16 protein-coding genes are annotated in these 17892 nt (G+C 61.6%); 9 read left to right on the top strand and 7 right to left on the bottom strand.

Annotated features, from left to right (window positions below; all coding sequences use genetic code 11):
- Window positions 1-108 precede the first annotated feature (108 nt).
- The 8 genes from DLD99_RS01220 to DLD99_RS01185 all read left to right on the top strand — a co-directional run bounded on the left by DLD99_RS01220 (window position 109) and on the right by DLD99_RS01185 (window position 8182).
- Window positions 109-873: a hypothetical protein gene (locus tag DLD99_RS01220; RefSeq protein ID WP_114881001.1), complete on the top strand. Its 765-nt coding sequence runs from the start codon at window positions 109-111 to the stop codon at window positions 871-873.
- A 209-nt stretch (window positions 874-1082) separates the two neighbouring features.
- On the top strand, window positions 1083-2324 hold the full coding sequence (locus tag DLD99_RS01215; RefSeq protein ID WP_114881000.1) for an SfnB family sulfur acquisition oxidoreductase: 1242 nt from the start codon (window positions 1083-1085) through the stop codon (window positions 2322-2324).
- A 38-nt stretch (window positions 2325-2362) separates the two neighbouring features.
- Window positions 2363-3556: an SfnB family sulfur acquisition oxidoreductase gene (locus tag DLD99_RS01210; RefSeq protein ID WP_114880999.1), complete on the top strand. Its 1194-nt coding sequence runs from the start codon at window positions 2363-2365 to the stop codon at window positions 3554-3556.
- Window positions 3556-4920, top strand: coding sequence for an LLM class flavin-dependent oxidoreductase (locus DLD99_RS01205; RefSeq protein ID WP_114880998.1), 1365 nt, complete (start codon window positions 3556-3558; stop codon window positions 4918-4920). The genes DLD99_RS01210 and DLD99_RS01205 overlap by 1 nt, the downstream gene beginning before the upstream one ends.
- Before the next feature lie 13 nt (window positions 4921-4933).
- Window positions 4934-5743: a MetQ/NlpA family ABC transporter substrate-binding protein gene (locus tag DLD99_RS01200; RefSeq protein WP_085712686.1), complete on the top strand. Its 810-nt coding sequence runs from the start codon at window positions 4934-4936 to the stop codon at window positions 5741-5743.
- Window positions 5744-5745: 2 nt separating this feature from the next.
- A complete protein-coding gene (locus DLD99_RS01195) occupies window positions 5746-6870 on the top strand; it encodes a methionine ABC transporter ATP-binding protein (protein ID WP_114880997.1) in 1125 nt (374 codons plus the stop codon).
- On the top strand, window positions 6860-7504 hold the full coding sequence (locus tag DLD99_RS01190; RefSeq protein ID WP_065261159.1) for a methionine ABC transporter permease: 645 nt from the start codon (window positions 6860-6862) through the stop codon (window positions 7502-7504). The genes DLD99_RS01195 and DLD99_RS01190 overlap by 11 nt, the downstream gene beginning before the upstream one ends.
- Before the next feature lie 48 nt (window positions 7505-7552).
- The gene (locus DLD99_RS01185; protein WP_114880996.1) at window positions 7553-8182 is read left to right on the top strand and encodes a class I SAM-dependent methyltransferase; all 630 of its coding nucleotides are present in this window, start codon (window positions 7553-7555) and stop codon (window positions 8180-8182) included.
- A gap of 97 nt (window positions 8183-8279) precedes the next feature.
- On the opposite strand, the gene DLD99_RS01180 is transcribed toward DLD99_RS01185, so the two are convergent.
- From DLD99_RS01180 to DLD99_RS01170, 3 genes are read right to left on the bottom strand one after another with little or no spacing between them, the layout of a single operon-like run.
- Complete coding sequence (locus tag DLD99_RS01180) at window positions 8280-11333, bottom strand: efflux RND transporter permease subunit (protein ID WP_114880995.1); 3054 nt, start codon at window positions 11331-11333, stop codon at window positions 8280-8282.
- Window positions 11330-12394 carry an efflux RND transporter periplasmic adaptor subunit gene (locus tag DLD99_RS01175; RefSeq protein ID WP_114880994.1) on the bottom strand — a complete coding sequence of 355 codons (1065 nt, stop codon included), beginning with the start codon at window positions 12392-12394 and terminating at the stop codon, window positions 11330-11332. The genes DLD99_RS01180 and DLD99_RS01175 overlap by 4 nt, the downstream gene beginning before the upstream one ends.
- On the bottom strand, window positions 12391-13494 hold the full coding sequence (locus tag DLD99_RS01170; protein ID WP_085712681.1) for an efflux RND transporter periplasmic adaptor subunit: 1104 nt from the start codon (window positions 13492-13494) through the stop codon (window positions 12391-12393). The genes DLD99_RS01175 and DLD99_RS01170 overlap by 4 nt, the downstream gene beginning before the upstream one ends.
- A gap of 144 nt (window positions 13495-13638) precedes the next feature.
- Between DLD99_RS01170 and DLD99_RS01165 the strand changes: the two genes are divergently transcribed.
- The gene (locus tag DLD99_RS01165) at window positions 13639-14799 is read left to right on the top strand and encodes an AAA family ATPase (RefSeq protein WP_114880993.1); all 1161 of its coding nucleotides are present in this window, start codon (window positions 13639-13641) and stop codon (window positions 14797-14799) included.
- Here the strand turns inward: DLD99_RS01165 and DLD99_RS01160 are convergent.
- Genes DLD99_RS01160 through DLD99_RS01145 form a run of 4 tightly spaced genes read right to left on the bottom strand, consistent with a single transcriptional unit; the run spans window position 14796 to window position 17770 of the window.
- Complete coding sequence (locus tag DLD99_RS01160) at window positions 14796-15674, bottom strand: transporter substrate-binding domain-containing protein (RefSeq protein ID WP_114880992.1); 879 nt, start codon at window positions 15672-15674, stop codon at window positions 14796-14798. The two genes, DLD99_RS01165 and DLD99_RS01160, sit on opposite strands and share 4 nt — an antisense overlap.
- Window positions 15671-16468 (bottom strand): amino acid ABC transporter ATP-binding protein, encoded by a 798-nt coding sequence (locus tag DLD99_RS01155; RefSeq protein WP_114880991.1) that lies wholly within the window; start codon window positions 16466-16468, stop codon window positions 15671-15673. The genes DLD99_RS01160 and DLD99_RS01155 overlap by 4 nt, the downstream gene beginning before the upstream one ends.
- Window positions 16465-17124 carry an amino acid ABC transporter permease gene (locus tag DLD99_RS01150; RefSeq protein WP_114880990.1) on the bottom strand — a complete coding sequence of 220 codons (660 nt, stop codon included), beginning with the start codon at window positions 17122-17124 and terminating at the stop codon, window positions 16465-16467. Before DLD99_RS01150 ends, DLD99_RS01155 begins: the two co-directional genes overlap by 4 nt.
- On the bottom strand, window positions 17105-17770 hold the full coding sequence (locus DLD99_RS01145) for an amino acid ABC transporter permease (RefSeq protein ID WP_114880989.1): 666 nt from the start codon (window positions 17768-17770) through the stop codon (window positions 17105-17107). Before DLD99_RS01145 ends, DLD99_RS01150 begins: the two co-directional genes overlap by 20 nt.
- Window positions 17771-17892: the final 122 nt, after the last annotated feature.

Below are 17892 nucleotides of genomic sequence, written 5' to 3'. Positions count from 1 at the left end.
AGACACTTTAAAACTTGTACACAACTCCGAAGTTTTATTGCCGGTTAATTCACGCCATTCGTTCTTTCAGATACGGACTTCGCTGCAAGGCTTCAAGGAGAGAAACCAATGACCTGCATTTCAAACATCCCGCTACTGCCACCACCGACCCTGGAGCAAACCCACGGGACTGGAATCAACCTCATGGCGGCCGCCAACCTGTCGGTTGAAATCGGACCTTATGACGATATGGACAGCGGCGATCTGATCGAGCTGTTCTGGGATGACTGCTATGTCGCTTCCCGTGTGCTCACTGCCGGCGATATCGGAAGCACGGTCAGCCTCAGGGTGCCGGAGAGTTTCATCGTCAACGGCTCACCCTGCGTGCACTATCGGGTCATGCAGGTCGGGAGAAACCCGGCGCTGTCGGCCGGCGCCCGGCTCCAGGTGAAGCTCGACTGCCCGGGCGGGCAGTTCGCAACAGGCAGCGCAGAGGAAAACCAGTATTTGCTGCCGGTCAGCCTTCCAGACGTCATCCGCCGGCGCGGGGTCAACCCGAGTCAGATCAAGCGCGGCGTCCCGCTGACCATCGAGCCTTACCTGAACATGGCCGAGGGTGACGAAATCACCCTGCGCTGGGGCGACGCACGAATGGATCTGCCCCCTGTCACGCAAGCCGATGTCGGCCAGGGAATCCAGGTCTGGGTGCCACCGGCAGTCATCGTCGAAGCGGGCGAAGACCTGCGGCTTGACGTGACCTATTGCATCATCGATCGGGTCGGCAACAACTCGCGCTGGGCGCCGCCACGCACCCTGAAGATTGGCTGCGTGAATCCTTATCTGAAAGTGCCATTGAGGCAAATTCCCATGGCTGCGGAGCGCAAAGCCGAGTGAGCTTTCGATCGTCTATGCATATTCCTAAAAGTTAGTTTATTTAAATTTTATACGCGCTTAGGGTATATGAACCGGACCACCGGACATTCTTTCGTTCGCCGCACTTTTGCGGCGTTTTTCATGAGATGTGAGGTAGGTAACATGGTCCGGAACCCAATCACCCCAGTGCAGATCGCCAGGGCATTGCGTGCAGCCAAGGAGTGGCACTGATGTCCAGTCTGGCAGACGCAAACGTCCAGAGTGACCTGGACATCGCCCCGTTGTTGTTGCCCGCGCAAGTGCTGCGCAACGACGCTCAAGCCATCAAGGCTGCACATGAACTGGCGCAAGTTGCCCGCGTGCAGGCCGCCAAACGTGATCGTCAGCGCAAGCTGCCATGGGCGGAAATCGAACAGTTCACCCGCAGCGGCCTGGGCAGCATCGCCATCCCCCGCGAGTACGGCGGACCGCAGGTTTCCTTCGTCACCCTGGCCGAGGTGTTCGCGATCATTTCCGCGGCCGACCCGGCGCTGGGACAGATCCCGCAGAACCAGTTCGGCATCATCAACCTGATCCTCGGCAGCGCCACCGAACAGCAGAAAAAACAGTTGTTGCAGAGCGTGCTCGAAGGCTGGCGCATCGGTAACGCCGGGCCTGAGCGCGGCACCAAGGACACCCTGGAACTGAAAGCGCGCATCACCGCCGACGGCGACGACTACGTGATCAACGGCCAGAAGTTCTATTCCACCGGCGCCCTCTTCGCCCATTGGGTGGCGGTCAAGGCACTCAACGATAACGGCAAGCAAGTCCTGGCCTTCGTCCGTCGCGGCACGCCGGGATTACGCATCGTCGATGACTGGTCCGGTTTCGGCCAGCGCACCACCGCCAGCGGCACGATCCTGCTGCACAACGTGCGGGTCGATGCAGGCCTCGTGGTGGATAACTGGAAGATCAACGAAAAGCCCAACACCCAGGGCGCGGTTTCGCAGCTGATTCAAGCGGCCATCGACGCCGGAATCGCCCGTGGCGCCATCGATGACGCCATCGAGTTCGTCAGGACCCGTGCCCGGCCGTGGATCGACGCCAAGGTCGAGCGCGCCAGTGACGATCTTTACGTGATCGCCGACATCGGCAAACTGAAAATCGAACTGCACGCCGCCGAAGCGCTGCTGCGCAAGGCCGGGCAAGTGCTGGATCAGGTACACGCTGCACCGCTGACTGCCGAGTCCGCCGCCCGCGCCTCGATTGCCGTGGCCGAAGCCAAGGTACTGACCACCGAGATCTCGCTGCTGGCCAGCGAAAAACTTTTCGAACTGGCCGGCAGCCGCGCCACCCTCGCCGAATTCAATCTCGACCGCCACTGGCGCAACGCCCGGGTGCACACGCTGCACGACCCGGTGCGCTGGAAATACCACGCGGTCGGCGCGTACCGCCTGAACGGAAAACTTCCGGCTCGCCATTCCTGGATCTGACGACCAGAACACTTTTGACCAGATCTCTGGAGAAACACATGACTCTTTCCCATCCCGTCGCGGTCATCACCAGCGACGAGCAAGCCCTGATCGTCGCCAGCGACCTGGCCGAGGACTTCCAGCGCGACAGCAACCTGCGCGACCGTGAACGCCGCTTGCCGCTGCCGGAACTCGACGTGTTTTCCCGCTCCGGCCTGTGGGGCATCAGTGTTCCCAAGGAGTACGGCGGCGCCGGCGTGTCCAACGTGACCCTGGCCAAGGTCATCGCCCTGATCGCCCGGGCCGATGGCTCGCTGGGGCAGATTCCGCAGAACCATTTCTATGCCCTCGAGGTGCTGCGGGTGAACGGCAGCCACGAGCAGAAACAACGTTTGTACGCCGAAGTCCTCGCCGGTCAGCGCTTCGGCAATGCCCTGGCAGAACTGGGCACCAAGACCGCCCACGACCGCGTCACCAGCCTCAAACGTGACGGCAGCGGCTATCGCATCAACGGCCGCAAGTTCTATGCAACCGGTGCGATTTACGCGCAGCGCATCCCGACTTCGGTGGTCGATGAAGATGGCGTGCAGCAACTGGCCTTCGTCCCGCGTGACAGCAAAGGCCTGACCGTGATCGACGACTGGAGCGGCTTCGGCCAGCGCACCACCGGCAGCGGTTCGGTGGTGTTCGAAGACGTGTATGTCACCGCCGAAGACGTGATCCCGTTCCAGAGCGCTTTCGAGCGTCCGACCACCGTCGGCCCGCTGGCGCAGATCCTTCACGCCGCCATCGACACCGGCATCGCCCGTGCCGCCTACGAAGATGCATTGCACTTCGTGCGCAGCAAGACCCGTCCATGGATCGACTCGGGTAACGACAAGGCCACCGAAGATCCGCTGACCCTCAAGAGCTTCGGCCACTTGAGCATCCGCCTGCACGCCACCGAAGCGTTGCTTGAACGCGCCGGCGAATTCCTCGACGCAGCCCAGGCCGAGACCAACGCCGAGATGGTTGCAGCAGCCTCGATTGCCGTCGCCGAAGCACGGGCGATCAGCACCGAAATCTCTCTGGCCGCCGGAAGCACCCTGTTCGAACTGGCCGGCAGTCAGGCCACCCTGATCGAGCACGGCCTCGACCGCCACTGGCGCAACGCCCGGGTGCACACCCTGCACGACCCGGTGCGCTGGAAATATCACGCGGTCGGCAATTACTACCTCAACGATGAAAACCCTCCACTGCGAGGGACCATCTGATGAGCAAGAAAAAGATCCTGCTCAATGCGTTCAACATGAATTGCATCGGCCACATCAACCACGGCTTGTGGACCCATCCACGGGACACCTCGACCCGATACAAGACCATTGAATACTGGACCGAACTGGCGCAACTGCTGGAGCACGGGCTGTTCGACGGGCTGTTCATCGCCGACATCGTCGGTGTGTACGACGTCTATCAGAACTCGGTGGACGTCACCCTGAAAGAGTCGATCCAGCTGCCGGTCAACGATCCGCTGCTGCTGGTGTCGGCCATGTCCGCCGTGACCAAAAACCTCGGTTTCGGCCTGACCGCCAACCTCACCTACGAGCCGCCGTATCTGTTCGCACGGCGCATGTCGACCCTCGATCACCTGAGCCGTGGGCGGGTGGGCTGGAACATCGTCACCGGTTATCTGGACAGCGCCGCCAAGGCTATGGGCCTCAGTGAACAAGTCGAGCATGACCGGCGTTACGACCAGGCTGACGAATACCTCGAAGTGCTCTACAAACTCTGGGAAGGCAGCTGGGAAAACGGTGCGGTGCTCAACGATCCGCAACAGCGGATCTACGCGCAGCCGGACAAGGTGCACAAGGTCGAGCACAAGGGCGAGTTCTACCAGGTCGAGGGTTATCACCTGTGCGAGCCGTCGCCGCAGCGCACGCCGGTGCTGTTCCAGGCCGGCAGTTCGGATCGCGGTCTGCTGTTCGCCGGGCGTCATGCCGAGTGCGTGTTCATCAGCGGCCAGAACAAACCGTCGACCAAAATTCAGGTCGACAAGGTCCGCGCCAGCGCCGTCGAAGCGGGTCGCAACCCCGAAGACATCAAGGTGTTCATGGGCCTGAACGTGATCGTCGGCGAGACCGAGGAAGCGGCCTGGGCCAAGCACGCCGAGTACCTGAGCTACGCCAGCGCCGAAGCGGGCGTGGCGCACTTTTCGGCGTCCACCGGGATCGATTTTTCCCAATACGAAATCGACGAACCGATCCAGTACGTGAAGAGCAACGCGATCCAGTCCGCCACCAAAAACCTGCAGAACAATGACTGGACCCGCCGCAAGTTGCTCGACCAGCACGCCCTCGGCGGGCGCTACATCACCGTGGTCGGCTCGCCACAGCAAGTGGCGGATGAACTGGAATCGTGGATCGCCGAAACCGGTCTCGACGGCTTCAACCTGACCCGCATCGTCACCCCGGAAAGCTATGTGGATTTCATCGATCTGGTGATTCCGGAACTGCAACGGCGCGGCTCGTACAAGACCGCGTACGACACCGGCAGCCTGCGGGAAAAACTGTTTCACGGCGAAGCGCATCTGCCGCAGCAACACACCGGCGCCCACTACCGACACACCTTCTCGCACTGACTGGAAAACCACCATGACCAAAAAGCTCCTGTCCCACCCAGTCAAAGCACTGGCCCTGGCCTTTGGCCTGTTCAGCTCGGCGGTGTTCGCCGCCGACGCGCCGTTGAAAATCGGCACCACCGCCGCCTTCGCGATCCCGCTGGAAGCGGCCGTCGAAGAGGCCGGCAAGCAAGGCCTGAAAGTCGAGCTGGTGGAGTTCACCGACTGGATCGCACCGAACGTCAGCCTCGCCGCCGGCGACATCGACGTGAACTACTTCCAGCACATCCCGTTCCTGGAAAACGCCAAGGCCGCCTCCGGTTTCGACCTGGTGCCGTTCGCCCCGGGGATCATCAACAACGTCGGCCTGTACTCGAAGAAATACAAAAGCTTCGACGAGTTGCCGGAAGGCGCCAGCGTCGCCATCGCCAACGACCCGATCAACAGCGGACGCGGTCTGCAACTGCTGGCCAAGGCCGGTCTGATCACCCTGAAACCGGGCGTCGGCTACAAGGCCACCGAAGACGATATCGTCGCCAATCCGAAGAAGATCAAAATCCTCCAGGTCGAAGCCGTGCAACTGGTGCGCGCTTATGACGATGCCGACCTGGTCCAGGGCTATCCGGCCTACATCCGTCTGGCGAAGACGTTCGATGCCGGCTCTGCGCTGCTGTTCGACGGCCTCGACCATAAGGAATACGTGATCCAGTTCGTGATCCAGCCGAAGAGCAAGACCGATCCGCGCCTGATCAAGTTCGTCGACATCTACCAGCATTCGCCGGCCGTTCGCGCCGCGCTGGATAAGGCCCACGGCAAGCTGTACCAGGCCGGCTGGGAAAGCTGAGGATGACCGCGGCCATCCAACGGCGACTGGATCTTCCAGAGCCACCCGCGCTTGCGCAACGCACCGAACTGCATCCCGAGCTGAACCGCGCCCATGTGCGTTTCGTCGGGCTCGGCAAAACCTACGACGGCAAACAAGGCCCGGTCGCAGCCCTGCAAGGCATCGACCTGGCGATTCAGCGCGGTGAGGTGTTCGGCATCATCGGCCGCAGCGGCGCCGGCAAGTCGTCGCTGATCCGCACCATCAACCGCCTCGAACAACCGACCTCGGGCCGGGTGCTGATCGATCAGGTGGACATCGGCGAGTACGACGAGGATCGCCTCGTCGCCCTGCGTCGGCGGATCGGCATGATCTTCCAGCACTTCAACCTGATGTCGGCAAAAACGGTGTGGCAGAACGTCGAACTGCCGCTGAAAGTCGCCGGCGTTCCGAAGGAACAGCGGGAGAAGAAGGTTCGCGAACTGCTGGAGCTGGTGGGCCTGCAAACCAAGCACAAGGCGTATCCGGCGCAGCTTTCCGGCGGGCAGAAACAGCGTGTCGGCATCGCCCGCGCGCTGGTGCACGACCCGGACATTCTGCTGTGTGACGAAGCCACTTCGGCCCTCGACCCGGAAACCACCCAGTCGATCCTCGGTCTGCTGCGCGAGATCAACAAACGCCTGGGCCTGACCATCGTATTGATCACTCACGAGATGGCGGTGATCCGGGAAATCTGCGACCGCGTCGTCGTGCTTGAACATGGCCGCATCGTCGAACAAGGCCCGGTCTGGGAAGTGTTCGGCAACCCGCAACACGAGGTCAGCCAGACCTTGCTCGCACCGCTGCAGCACGCGTTGCCCGAAGAGTTGCAAAGCCGTTTGCAGGCACAACCGTCATCGTCCGATGCGTCCGTGGTGCTGCGTTTGCAGTTCACCGGCAGCCAGCAGGACGAACCGGATCTGGCCGCGCTGTTCGCCGCCCTCGGTGGCCGGGTGAAATTGCTCCAGGGCGGCGTGGAACGGATTCAGGGCCACGCGCTCGGGCAATTGCTGCTGGCGGTGGCGGGATCAAAGCTGAACGCCGAGGAATTGCGTCAGCGTGCCGGCCAGTGGGCACAACGCACGGAGGTGCTGGGTTATGTGGTTTGATCGCTTGCTGCAGGGCTTCATCGACACGTTTCTGATGGTCGGCGTGTCGTCGCTGATTGCATTGCTCGCCGGGATTCCCATGGCGGTGATTCTGGTCACCAGCGACAAAGGTGGTATCTACGAAGCGCCGGTGCTCAATCGCGCGTTGGGTGCGTTCGTGAACCTGTTTCGCTCGATTCCGTTTCTGATCCTGATGGTCGCGCTGATTCCGTTCACCCGGCTGATCGTCGGCACCACTTACGGTGTGTGGGCGGCCGTCGTACCGCTGACCATTGCAGCCACGCCGTTTTTTGCACGGATCGCCGAAGTGAGCCTGCGCGAAGTCGACCACGGCTTGATCGAAGCCGCGCAAGCCATGGGCTGCCGGCGCTGGCATATCGTCTGGCACGTGTTGTTGCCCGAAGCACTGCCGGGCATCGTTGGCGGGTTCACCATTACGCTGGTGACGATGATCAACTCATCGGCGATGGCCGGAGCGATTGGTGCCGGCGGTCTGGGCGACATCGCCTATCGCTACGGCTATCAGCGTTTTGACAGCCAGATCATGCTGACCGTGATCGTGCTGCTGGTGGCGCTGGTGGCGGTGATTCAGCTGGGCGGCGACCGTCTGGCGCGAGGGTTGAACAAGCGCTGAATTGCATGGCGTATAGTCGGCAACATCCTTTGCCAGCGCAGTCCGACCATGAAACAGACGCCTATCGATCTGGAACAGATCACCTCCACCACCCTCGGCCACTACAACTCGGTGGCCGAGGACTTTCGTGAAGGCACCCGCGACCATGATGTCAGCCAGAACATCGACGCCCTGCTGCGGCATATTCAGGCTGAAGCGCCGTTTTCCATTCTCGATTTCGGCTGCGGACCGGGGCGGGATCTGCAGACCTTCACACGGATGGGTCACATCGCCGTCGGCCTCGACGGTGCGGAAAAATTCGCGCAGATGGCTCGGGAGGACAGTGGCTGTGAGGTGTGGTGCCAGGATTTTCTGAAGCTGGAGTTGCCGGCAGAGCGTTTCGACGGGATCTTCGCCAACGCGGTGCTGTTCCATGTGCCGTTGCAGGAATTGCCACGGATTCTGCAGCAACTGCACGGGACACTGAAACCGGGCGGCGTGTTGTTCAGCTCCAATCCACGTGGGGATAACCGTGAAGGCTGGAACGGGCCGCGTTATGGCTCTTATCACGATCTGGAGGCGTGGCGCGGGTTGCTGACCGCTGCAGGGTTCGTCGAGCTGGAGCATTACTACCGGCCGACGGGGCTGCCGCGGGAGCAGCAGCCGTGGCTGGCGAGTGTCTGGCGCAAAACGGTGTAATGCATTCAGACGTCATCGCCAGCAGGCTGGCTCCCACAGGGGAAAGCATTCCAAATGTGGGAGCCAGCCTGCTGGCGATGAGCGCAAGGCGCTCGCCTTACTGCGCCTCTTTCTTCGGCTCGCGAATCTTGTACCAGGCCACATACAGCGCCGGCAGGAACAGCAGCGTCAGCAACGTTGCCACCACAATCCCGCCGATCATCGCGTAGGCCATCGGCCCCCAGAACACTTCCCGGGCGATCGGGATCATGCCCATGCTCGCCGCTGCGGCAGTCAGTAGAATCGGCCGGCGTCGGTGCTCGGTGGCTTCCACCACCGCATCCCAGGGCGAGTAGCCCTTGTGCTCGAACTCCTCGATTTGCGTCACGAGGATCACCGAGTTACGGATGATGATGCCGATCAGCGCCAGAATCCCCAGGATCGCCACGAAGCCCATCGGCGTACCGGTCGGCACCAGCGCCAGCACCACGCCGATCAGCCCCAGCGGCGCGACACTCGCCACCAGGAACAGCTTCTGCACGCTGTGCAGCTGGATCATCAGGAAGGTCGCCATCAGGAACAGCATCAGCGGAAGCACCTTGGCAATCGGCCCCTGGGCCTTGCCGCTCTCTTCGACCGTACCGCCGGTGGCGACCTTGTAGCCCACCGGCAGTTTGGCGGCGAAGTCATCGATGGTCGGCTTGAGGACTTTCACCAGATCGGTCGGCTGGATTTCATCGCGCACCGAAGCCTTGATGGTGATGGTCGGCAAACGGTCGCGACGCCACACCAGCGGCTGCTCCAGTTCATAACGCACGGTGGCGAAGGCCAGCAGCGGAATCGACGTGCCGTTGGGCGTGACGATCTGCAGGTTCTGCAGGGTTTCCGGTGTACCGCGCTCGGAATCCACCGCCCGCCCGACCACGTTGACCAGGTAGATATCGTCGTCGACCTGAGTCAGCGGCGAGCCACTGACGATGCTGTTCATCAGGTTGGCCACATCCTCCGAGGACAGGCCGAGCTGGCGCGCCTTGTCCTGAGCGATGTCGATGCGCAGGACTTTGCCGGGCTCGTTCCAGTCGTAAATGATCTCGCCGATGTGCGGGCTCTTGTCCAGTTCGGTGGCCAGGTCGATGGCGTGTTTACGCACCTGATCAATGTCCTTGCCGCTGACCCGGTACTGGATCGGACGCCCCACCGGCGGGCCCATTTCCAGGGCCTGCACGTAGCTGCCGATGCCGACGAAGTCCTGGCGCAGGCGATCACGCAGGCGCTGACTCAAGGCTTCGCGGGCCTTGAAGTCTTTGCTGACGATCACCAGTTGCGCGTAGTACGGATTCTGCAGTTGCTGATCCAGCGGCAGGTAGAAACGGATCGCACCCTGACCGATGTAAGTGCTCCAGCGCACGATGTCCGGGTCGCCCTTGAGCGTGGCTTCGAGCTTGTCGACGGCCTTGCGGGTTTCATCGATCGAGGCGTTTTGCGGCAGGTTCAGGTCGACCAGAATTTCCGGGCGGTCGGAAGACGGGAAGAACTGGTTCTGCACAAAACGCATGCAAAACACCGAGAGCACAAAGCACAGCACGGTGATGCCGATGCACCACCAGCGGTTGCGCATTGACCACAACAACCCGTGATTGAACGCTCGCCCGATACGCCCCGGCTCCGCTTCGTGGGGTTTCACGTTGGTGCTGAGGATGTGCACGCCGATCACCGGCGCGAAGAACACCGCCACGATCCACGACACGATCATCGCCACCGCTATCACCGCAAACAGTGTGTAGGTGTACTCACCGGCGGAGCTGGCGTTGAGTCCGATGGGCACGAAACCGGCCACGGTCACCAGCGTGCCGGTGAGCATCGGGAACGCCGTGGAGGTGTAGGCGAACGTCGCCGCCTGCTCCTTGGTCTCGCCCATTTCCAGCCGCGTGACCATCATTTCCACGGTGATCATCGCGTCGTCCACCAGCAGCCCGAGGGCAATGATCAGCGCACCGAGGGAAATCCGCTGCATGGTGATGCCGCTGTACTCCATGTAAACGAACACCATGGCCAGCACCAACGGGATCGAGCACGCCACCACCAGCCCGGCCCGCACGCCGAGGCTGATAAAGCTCACCACCAGCACGATGACCACCGCTTCGAACAACGCGCTGGTGAAGCCGCCGACGGCTTCTTCCACCACTACCGCCTGATCGGAAACGGTGTGCACGCCGACGCCCACCGGCAAGTCGGCGGTGAGTTGATCGATGCGCGCGTGCAGCGCCTTACCAAAGGCCTGGACGTTGCCGCCCTTCTGCATGGCGATTGCCAGACCGATAGCCGGCTTGCCGTCGAAGCGGAATTCCGGGGTCGCCGGGTCGACGTAACCCCGGCTGATTTCAGCGATGTCGGCCAGACGATAGAAGCGGTCATTGAGTTTGAGATTGACCTCGGCCAGATCCTTTTCCGAGGCGAACTGTCCGGAGGTCCTCACCGAAATCCGCTCGGGCCCGGCCTCGATCACACCCGCCGGGGTCACGGCGTTCTGCGATTGCAGGCTTTGCACCACTTGTCGTTGATCGATGCCCAGCGCCGCCAGTTTTCGGGTGGAGAAGTTCAGATAGATCACTTCGTCCTGCTGGCCGACCATCTCGATCTTGCCCAGCCCCGGCACGTTGCGAATCTCGGCACGCGCCTGTTCCACATAATCGCGCAGTTGTCGCATCGTCAGGCCGTCGGCAGTGAACGCATAGACCGAGCCGAACACGTCACCAAACTCATCGTTGAATCCCGGCCCCTGAATCCCCTGGGGAAACTGGCCGCGAATGTCGTCGATCTTCTTGCGCACCTGGTACCAGATTTCCGGGATGTCCTTGGCGCTGGTGGTGTCGCGCAGGTAGACGTAGACCGTTGATTCTCCGGGGCGGGTGTAGCTTTTCACGTAGTCGAGAGAGTCGAGTTCCTCGAGTTTTTTCTCGATACGGTCGGTGACCTGTTTGAGTGTTTCTTCCTGGGTCGCGCCCGGCCATTTGGTCTGGATCACCATGGTCTTGATGGTGAACGACGGGTCTTCCTCGCGCCCCAGATTGAAGTACGAGAACACACCCATCAACAGCCCGACGAACATCAGGTACCAGACGAACGACTGATGCTTGAGGGCCCATTCGGAGAGATTGAAAGACCCTTTCATTGACTGTCCTCGTCGAGTTTCACGGCTTGTCCGGGTTTGAGGCTGTTGACGCCGGCGCTGACCACACGCTCGCCGGACTTGACCCCGCCGGCCAGCACCACGGTGCTGTCGGTGCGGCTGGTCACACTGACGTCGCGCGGGGCAACGGTTTTGCTTTGCGGGTCGATCACCCAGATCCGTGTTTTGCCGTCGGCCTCCTGCAAGGCTGTCGCGGGCAATTCGATTCGCGGCTTGATCGCCGAACTGAGGGTCACGCTGATTGCCGTGCCGAGGCGGAAGCCCGGTGGAGTGCTGGCCAGGGTCAGGCGTGCGCGTCGGGTGCGCGTGGCGCTTTGTGCCTGAGGTTCGATTTCACGGATGACGGCGGTGGTGTTGATGCTCGGATCGAGTTGAGCGGCCACCAGAAACACCACGTCGCTGGGGATCTGGTCGACCAGCGTGTCCGGCAGATCGATCACCGCTTCCTTGATGTCCGGTTGCGCCAGCGTCACCACTTGCTGGCCGGCCGTCACCACTTGCCCGGCCTCGGCGTTCCACGCGGTGACCACGGCTTTGTGGTCGGAGCGCAGTTCGGTATAGCCGAGCTGATCCTTGCTCTGGTTGACCGCCGCCCGCGCCTGGTCGAGAGATGCCTGGGTGGTTTTCAGATCGGTGGTGGCGATGTCCAGTTGCGCCTGGGCGCCCACTCCGCGATCAAACAGCGCCTGCTGACGCCGGGCGTTGGCCTGGGCGTTGATCAATTGTGCTTCGACTTTCGCCAGATCGCCCTGGGCCGAACGCAACTGATTCTGCTGGTCGGACGGGTCGAGGGTGGCGAGCAACGTACCCTTCTCCACCTCGGCGCCCACGTCGACGTTACGACTGGCAATCCGGCCGCCGACGCGAAAACCGGTGTTGCTCTCGTAGCGCGCCTGAATGCTGCCGGCGAAACGACCGAGGGTTTCCTCGTTCAGCGCTTCGACCTTGATCGACAACACCGGCCGCACCGGCTCAGGCGGTGGCTCGCTCTTGGAACAGGCAACCAGCAGCAGCCCGACAGACATCACCCACAAAGGCTTCATGGCTGTGCTCCCGGTTGCAGTTCCTTGTAGGTGTTCTCGGCGATTTCGACTTTCATCCCCGGATGCAGCAGCTGCCCACCGGCAACGATCACTTTTTCGCCGCCCTTGAGCCCTTCGCTGATGATCACGTGCCCGGTCAGGTAGCGGCCGACAGTGACGTTGTGCAGTTGCGCCTCACCCTTGTCGTCCACCATCCATACGGCGGGTTCACTGATGTTCTTGGTCAGGGCCGACCACGGCAATTCCACCGCCGATTTGCCGCTGCCCTTGGCGGTGGCACTGACTACCGAACCGAGCTGCATGCCCTGGGGCAGGCTGTCGAGGGTGACCTTGACCTGCACCGTACCGGACTGCGCCGACACTGCCGGGGTGATTTCGCGCACGGTGCCGGTGGTCTTGATGGCGGGGTTGTCGAGCAGGCTGACGACGATCGAACGCTCGGCCGGCCGCTCTGCCAAAAGGGATTCGTACACGTTGAACACTGCGTCGCGATCGCCGTCCCGGGCCAGGCTGAAGATCGGCGCCGTGGCCTGCACCACCTGGCCGACTTCGGCCTGACGCTGGGTGATGATGCCCGGTGCATCGGCGATCAGCGCGGTGTAACTCAGCTGATCCTTGGCGTTGGCCAACTGCGCCTGAGCCGCACTCAACGCACTCTGGCTGCTGCGCAATGCCGCTTGCGCGGAATCGTATTCGCTCTGGCTGGTGTAGCCCTTGGGCAACAGTTTTTGCTGACGGACGAACGCGGCAGCGCTCTGTTTGACCCGCGCCTGCTCGGCCAGCACCTGGGCCTGGGCGGAGTCAACGTTGGTCTGCAAATCCTTGGGATCGAGTTTGGCCAGTACCTGTTTGGCCGAGACACGGTCACCGACATCGACCATGCGCTGGATGATCTTGCCGCCGACCCGGAACGACAATTCGGTCTGCACCCTGGCCTGAACATCGCCGGTGAGGGTCACCGAAGCCGCGAAGTCCGCGGGCTTGACCACTTGCACGAAAACTCGCGGCAGATACTCCTGGGGCGCCTTTTTTTCACCGCAGGCGGCGAGCAAAGCGAGCAGGCCCAACAGGGCGGCTGTTTTCAATCCGGGACTCGCCATGCAGACTCCTTCCTGTGTACGAACGTGCAAGTGACGATACGACTGTGAGCTTAGAACAGGGTTCAACCTTCGTCCGGGCGATATATGCATTTATGTGCAGCAGGTATCCTGACCCGTATTCCGGAGCACCCAGGAAGGATTTTCATGCTCAAGACCCTTGCGGTGGCCAATTACCGCTCGATCAATAAATTGGTGATTCCGCTGGGTCGGCTGAACCTGATCACCGGCCCCAACGGCAGCGGTAAATCCAACCTCTACCGGGCGCTGCGGCTGCTGGCGGAAACCGCTCAGGGCGGCGTGGTCAATGCACTGGCCCGCGAAGGCGGGCTGGAATCGACGTTCTGGGCCGGGCCGGAATCCATCAGCCGGCGCATGCGCAACGGAGAAGTGCCAATCCAGTCCACCGTGCGCCAGGGCGTGAAACGTCTGAGGCTGGGTTTTGCCGGTGAAGATTTCAGCTATTCGATTGCGCTGGGCTTGCCCGAACCGAGCCTTTCGTTCTTTTCCCTCGACCCGGAAATCAAAAAGGAATGCATCTGGGCCGGGCCGCTGTATCGCCCGGCCAGCCTGCTGGTGGACCGCAACGGGCCGATGATCCGCAGCCGCGACGGCCGCAGCTGGGATGTGCTGGCGCAGCACACGCCGAACTTCGACAGCCTGTTCGATCAGGTCGGCAGCCTGCGCACTTCGCCGGAAGTGTTCCAGATGCGCGAGTTCATCCGCCGCTGGCGCTTCTACGATCACTTTCGCAGCGACGCCGACGCCCCGGTGCGCCAGCCGCAACTCGGCACGCGCACACCGGTGCTGCATCACGACGGCCGCGATCTGGCGGCGGCGTTGCGCACCATCATCGAGATCGGTGACCCCGAGGCATTGCAGGCGGCGATCAGCGACGCGTTTCCCGGCGCACGGCTGAACATCGCGCCGCTGGCGGGCGGACGCTTTGCCATCGAGTTCTTTCAGGAAGGGTTGTTGCGACCGTTGTCGGCAGCAGAGTTGTCAGATGGCACGTTGCGTTATCTGCTGCTGGTCGCCGCGCTGCTGACGCCACGCCCGCCTTCGCTGATGGTGCTGAACGAACCGGAAACCAGTTTGCATCCGGATCTGTTGCCGGCGCTGGCGCGGTTGATCATTCGCGCATCGCAGGAGTGTCAGGTGTGGGTGGTTTCACACGCACGGCGATTGATTTCGGCGTTACAGGAAGATGAGGAATGCAATTGCATCGTGCTGGAAAAAACCCTCGGCCAGACAGGCGTTGTCGGGCAGAGGGTGCTGGATGAGCCGGCGTGGAATTGGCCTGATTAGCCCTGCCACTTCCCGCCTTCGACAATCACACTCTCAGGCTTGGTGTCATCGCTCAGTTCTTTACGTACATACTGGTCATACAGCTTGAGCAGATATTTCTCTTCCCCAAGCTTGGCCAGTTCGGTATTCACCCAATCGCGCAGTTCGATGTTGCCCTTCTTCACCGCCGGTGCAATCGGGGCTTCGGCGCCGAGTTTTTCATCCAGCACACGGTAGCCCGGGTTCTGCTTGGCCCAGCTGAACAACACCAGATTGTCCTGGGCGTAGGCATCGCCACGGCCATTGGCCAAAGCTTGCAGGGACTCGGAGTTTTTCTCGAACTTCAGCAGTTTCCAGTCCGGGTGGTTCTTGGTCAGCCAGATATCGGCGGTGGTGCCGGTGGTGACGATGGTGGTGCGGGTCGCCAGGTCATCCAGCTTCTTCACTTCGCTGCCCTGCGGCACCAACGCCTGCACCGCGACCTTGAGGTTCGGATTGGTGAACTCCACCGCCTCCTTGCGCTCCGGGGTCACAGTCATGTTGGCGAGGATCAGATCGACCTTGTCGCTTTGCAGGAACGGAATGCGGCTCGCCGGCTCCACGGCCACAAACTCGACCTTGTTTTCGTCGCCCAGCAGATCCTTGGCGAATTGACGGCCGATGTCGGTATCGAAGCCGACATAGCGCCCTGCTTCATTGACGAAACCGAACGGCGGTTTGTCGGTGAACACGCCGACGATCAGTTTGTCGCGGGCCTTGATCTTGTCCAGGTAACCCGCCGGGGCGGTGCTTTCGCTGGCGACTTTCGGCTTGGCCGGTTCTTCGGACTTGTTGCAGCCGGCCAGCAACGCGAGGCTGATCAGTGGTAGTGCAAATAGGGCTTTGGCAGTTTTCATGGCAGTTCCAGTTCCTTGGTTTGAGTCGTTGTGGACGAAGTCGTTGAAGGCAGGGCTTCGACGTAGGAGAACTTCTCCAGGAACTGCTGCGCGCGTGCGGTTTGCGGGTTCGTAAAGAAAAGCTCGGGCGGGTTCTGTTCGAGGATGCGCCCGGCATCCATGAACACGATGCGGTCGGCCACCGCGCGGGCGAAGGCCATTTCGTGGGTGACGATCAACAGGGTCATGCCTTCGCGGGCCAGGCCCTGAATCACTTGCAGCACCTCCTTGACCATCTCCGGGTCGAGGGCGGCGGTGACTTCGTCGAAGAGCATCACTCGCGGGTTCATGCACAGCGAGCGGACGATGGCGATGCGTTGCTGCTGGCCGCCGGAGAGCTGGCGCGGGAAGGCATCGCGCTTGTCCGAAAGGCCGACGCGGTCAAGCAACGCTTCGGCTTGTTGCTGGGCTTCACGGCGTTCGCGCTTCTGCACTTTGAGCGGGCCGAGCAGCAAGTTATCGAGCACGCTCATGTGCGGGAACAGGTGATAACTCTGAAACACCATGCCGATCTGCTGACGCACTTCGCGCCAGTCGGTGGCCTTGTCCAGCAGCTCGCGGCCGGCGAATTTCAGAGAGCCGCCGTGGGCGACCTCCAGACCGTTGAGGCAACGAAGCAGGGTGCTTTTTCCGCAGCCGCTGGGGCCGAGAATGACGATGACTTCGCCGGACTTCACTTGCAGGTCGATGCCCTTGAGCACCTGCTGTTCGCCGAAGAATTTGTTGAAACCCTGAAACTCGATCAATGCACTCATGCTTGCGTCCAGCGCCGCTCCAGCACACGCGAAGCGGCCGACAGCGGGTAGCAGATGAAAAAGAAAAACAGAAACAGCGCGCCGTAGATCAGCACCGATTCGTAGGTGCGCTCGATGATCTGCTGGCCGACCTTGATCACATCCACCACGCCGATCAGCACCGCCAGCGAACTGGTCTTGATGATCCGCGTGTAGACGTTGATGGTCGGTGGCGTCATGCGTTTCAGCGCCTGGGGCAGCAGCACGTAACCGTAGAGCCGGGCCGCGTTCAGGCCGATGGACAACCCCGCTTCACGCTGCCCGCGCGGCAACGAATGCAGCGCACCACGCGCCACTTCGCCGACCTCGCTGGCGCCCCACAGCGACAGCACCAGCACCGCGCACCAGAAGCTCGGCAGACTCAGGCCAAAGAAAATCGGCAGACCGAAAAACAGCAAGTACAACCAGACCAGCACCGGGATCGCCCGGAACAGTTCCAGATAGATCCGCAGTACCGCGTTCAGCCACGTCACGTTGAGGGTGCGCAGCACGCCGTAGAGCACGCCGCCGACGGTGCTGATGGCGATGCTCAGGAACGAGATCGACAGGGTTTGCCCGGCGCCTTTGGCCAGTTGCGGCAACGACACCCAGAGCAGTTCAAGACCCGAACTGGCCATGCTGGAGCCTCCTTTCCAGACGGCTCAACAGCAGCGACAGCGGCAGGAACAAGAGCACGCAGATCAGCGTCAGTACGGCGAGCATTTCGTAGGTTTTGTAGTAGAGCGCGATGTAGCTTTTGGTGGTGTAGAGAATCTCCGGCACCGCCACGGCCGAGACCACGGTGGTCTCCTTGAGCAGGAAAATGAAATTGGCGAACAGTGATGGCAGGCTGAGGATCCCCGCTTGCGGCAGGATCACGTAACGCAGCAACTGACCGTGGGACAAACCGATGGAACGGCCCGATTCCAGTTGCGCCTGGGGCACCGCATCCACACCGGCACGCAGCACTTCGGTGAGATAGGCGCCGCCGAGAAACGTCATGGTGATGATCGCGGCGGTGAAACCGGAGACCTTGATGCCCAGGGCCGGCAAGGCGAAGTAGACGAAGAACAGCTGGATCAACAGCGGCGTGTTGCGCGCCAGCTCCACGTACAGCCCGACCAGTTTTTGCAGGTAAAGCGTGCGGAACACCAAAATCGTCGCGTTGAGCAGCGCTACCAGCAACGAGGTGCCAATGGCGATCAAACCGACCTGCAGCGTCACGCCCACGGCTTTGAGAAACGCCGGCAACGTGCTGAGGATAAATGCGTAATCGAAGGTCATGAAACATCCTGACGCCGCTCGGTAAGCGACGGTGGTGCAGTCCATGGACAGCGGATAGCTGTCCTGCAGGCACCGACTTTAAAGGTATAAAAATAAGAATTTAAATACCGTTAAAGCATATT

It is taken from the genome of Pseudomonas kribbensis (assembly GCF_003352185.1).
Lineage (GTDB): Bacteria > Pseudomonadota > Gammaproteobacteria > Pseudomonadales > Pseudomonadaceae > Aquipseudomonas > Aquipseudomonas kribbensis.
This window is presented reverse-complemented; position numbering and strand designations above follow the sequence as displayed.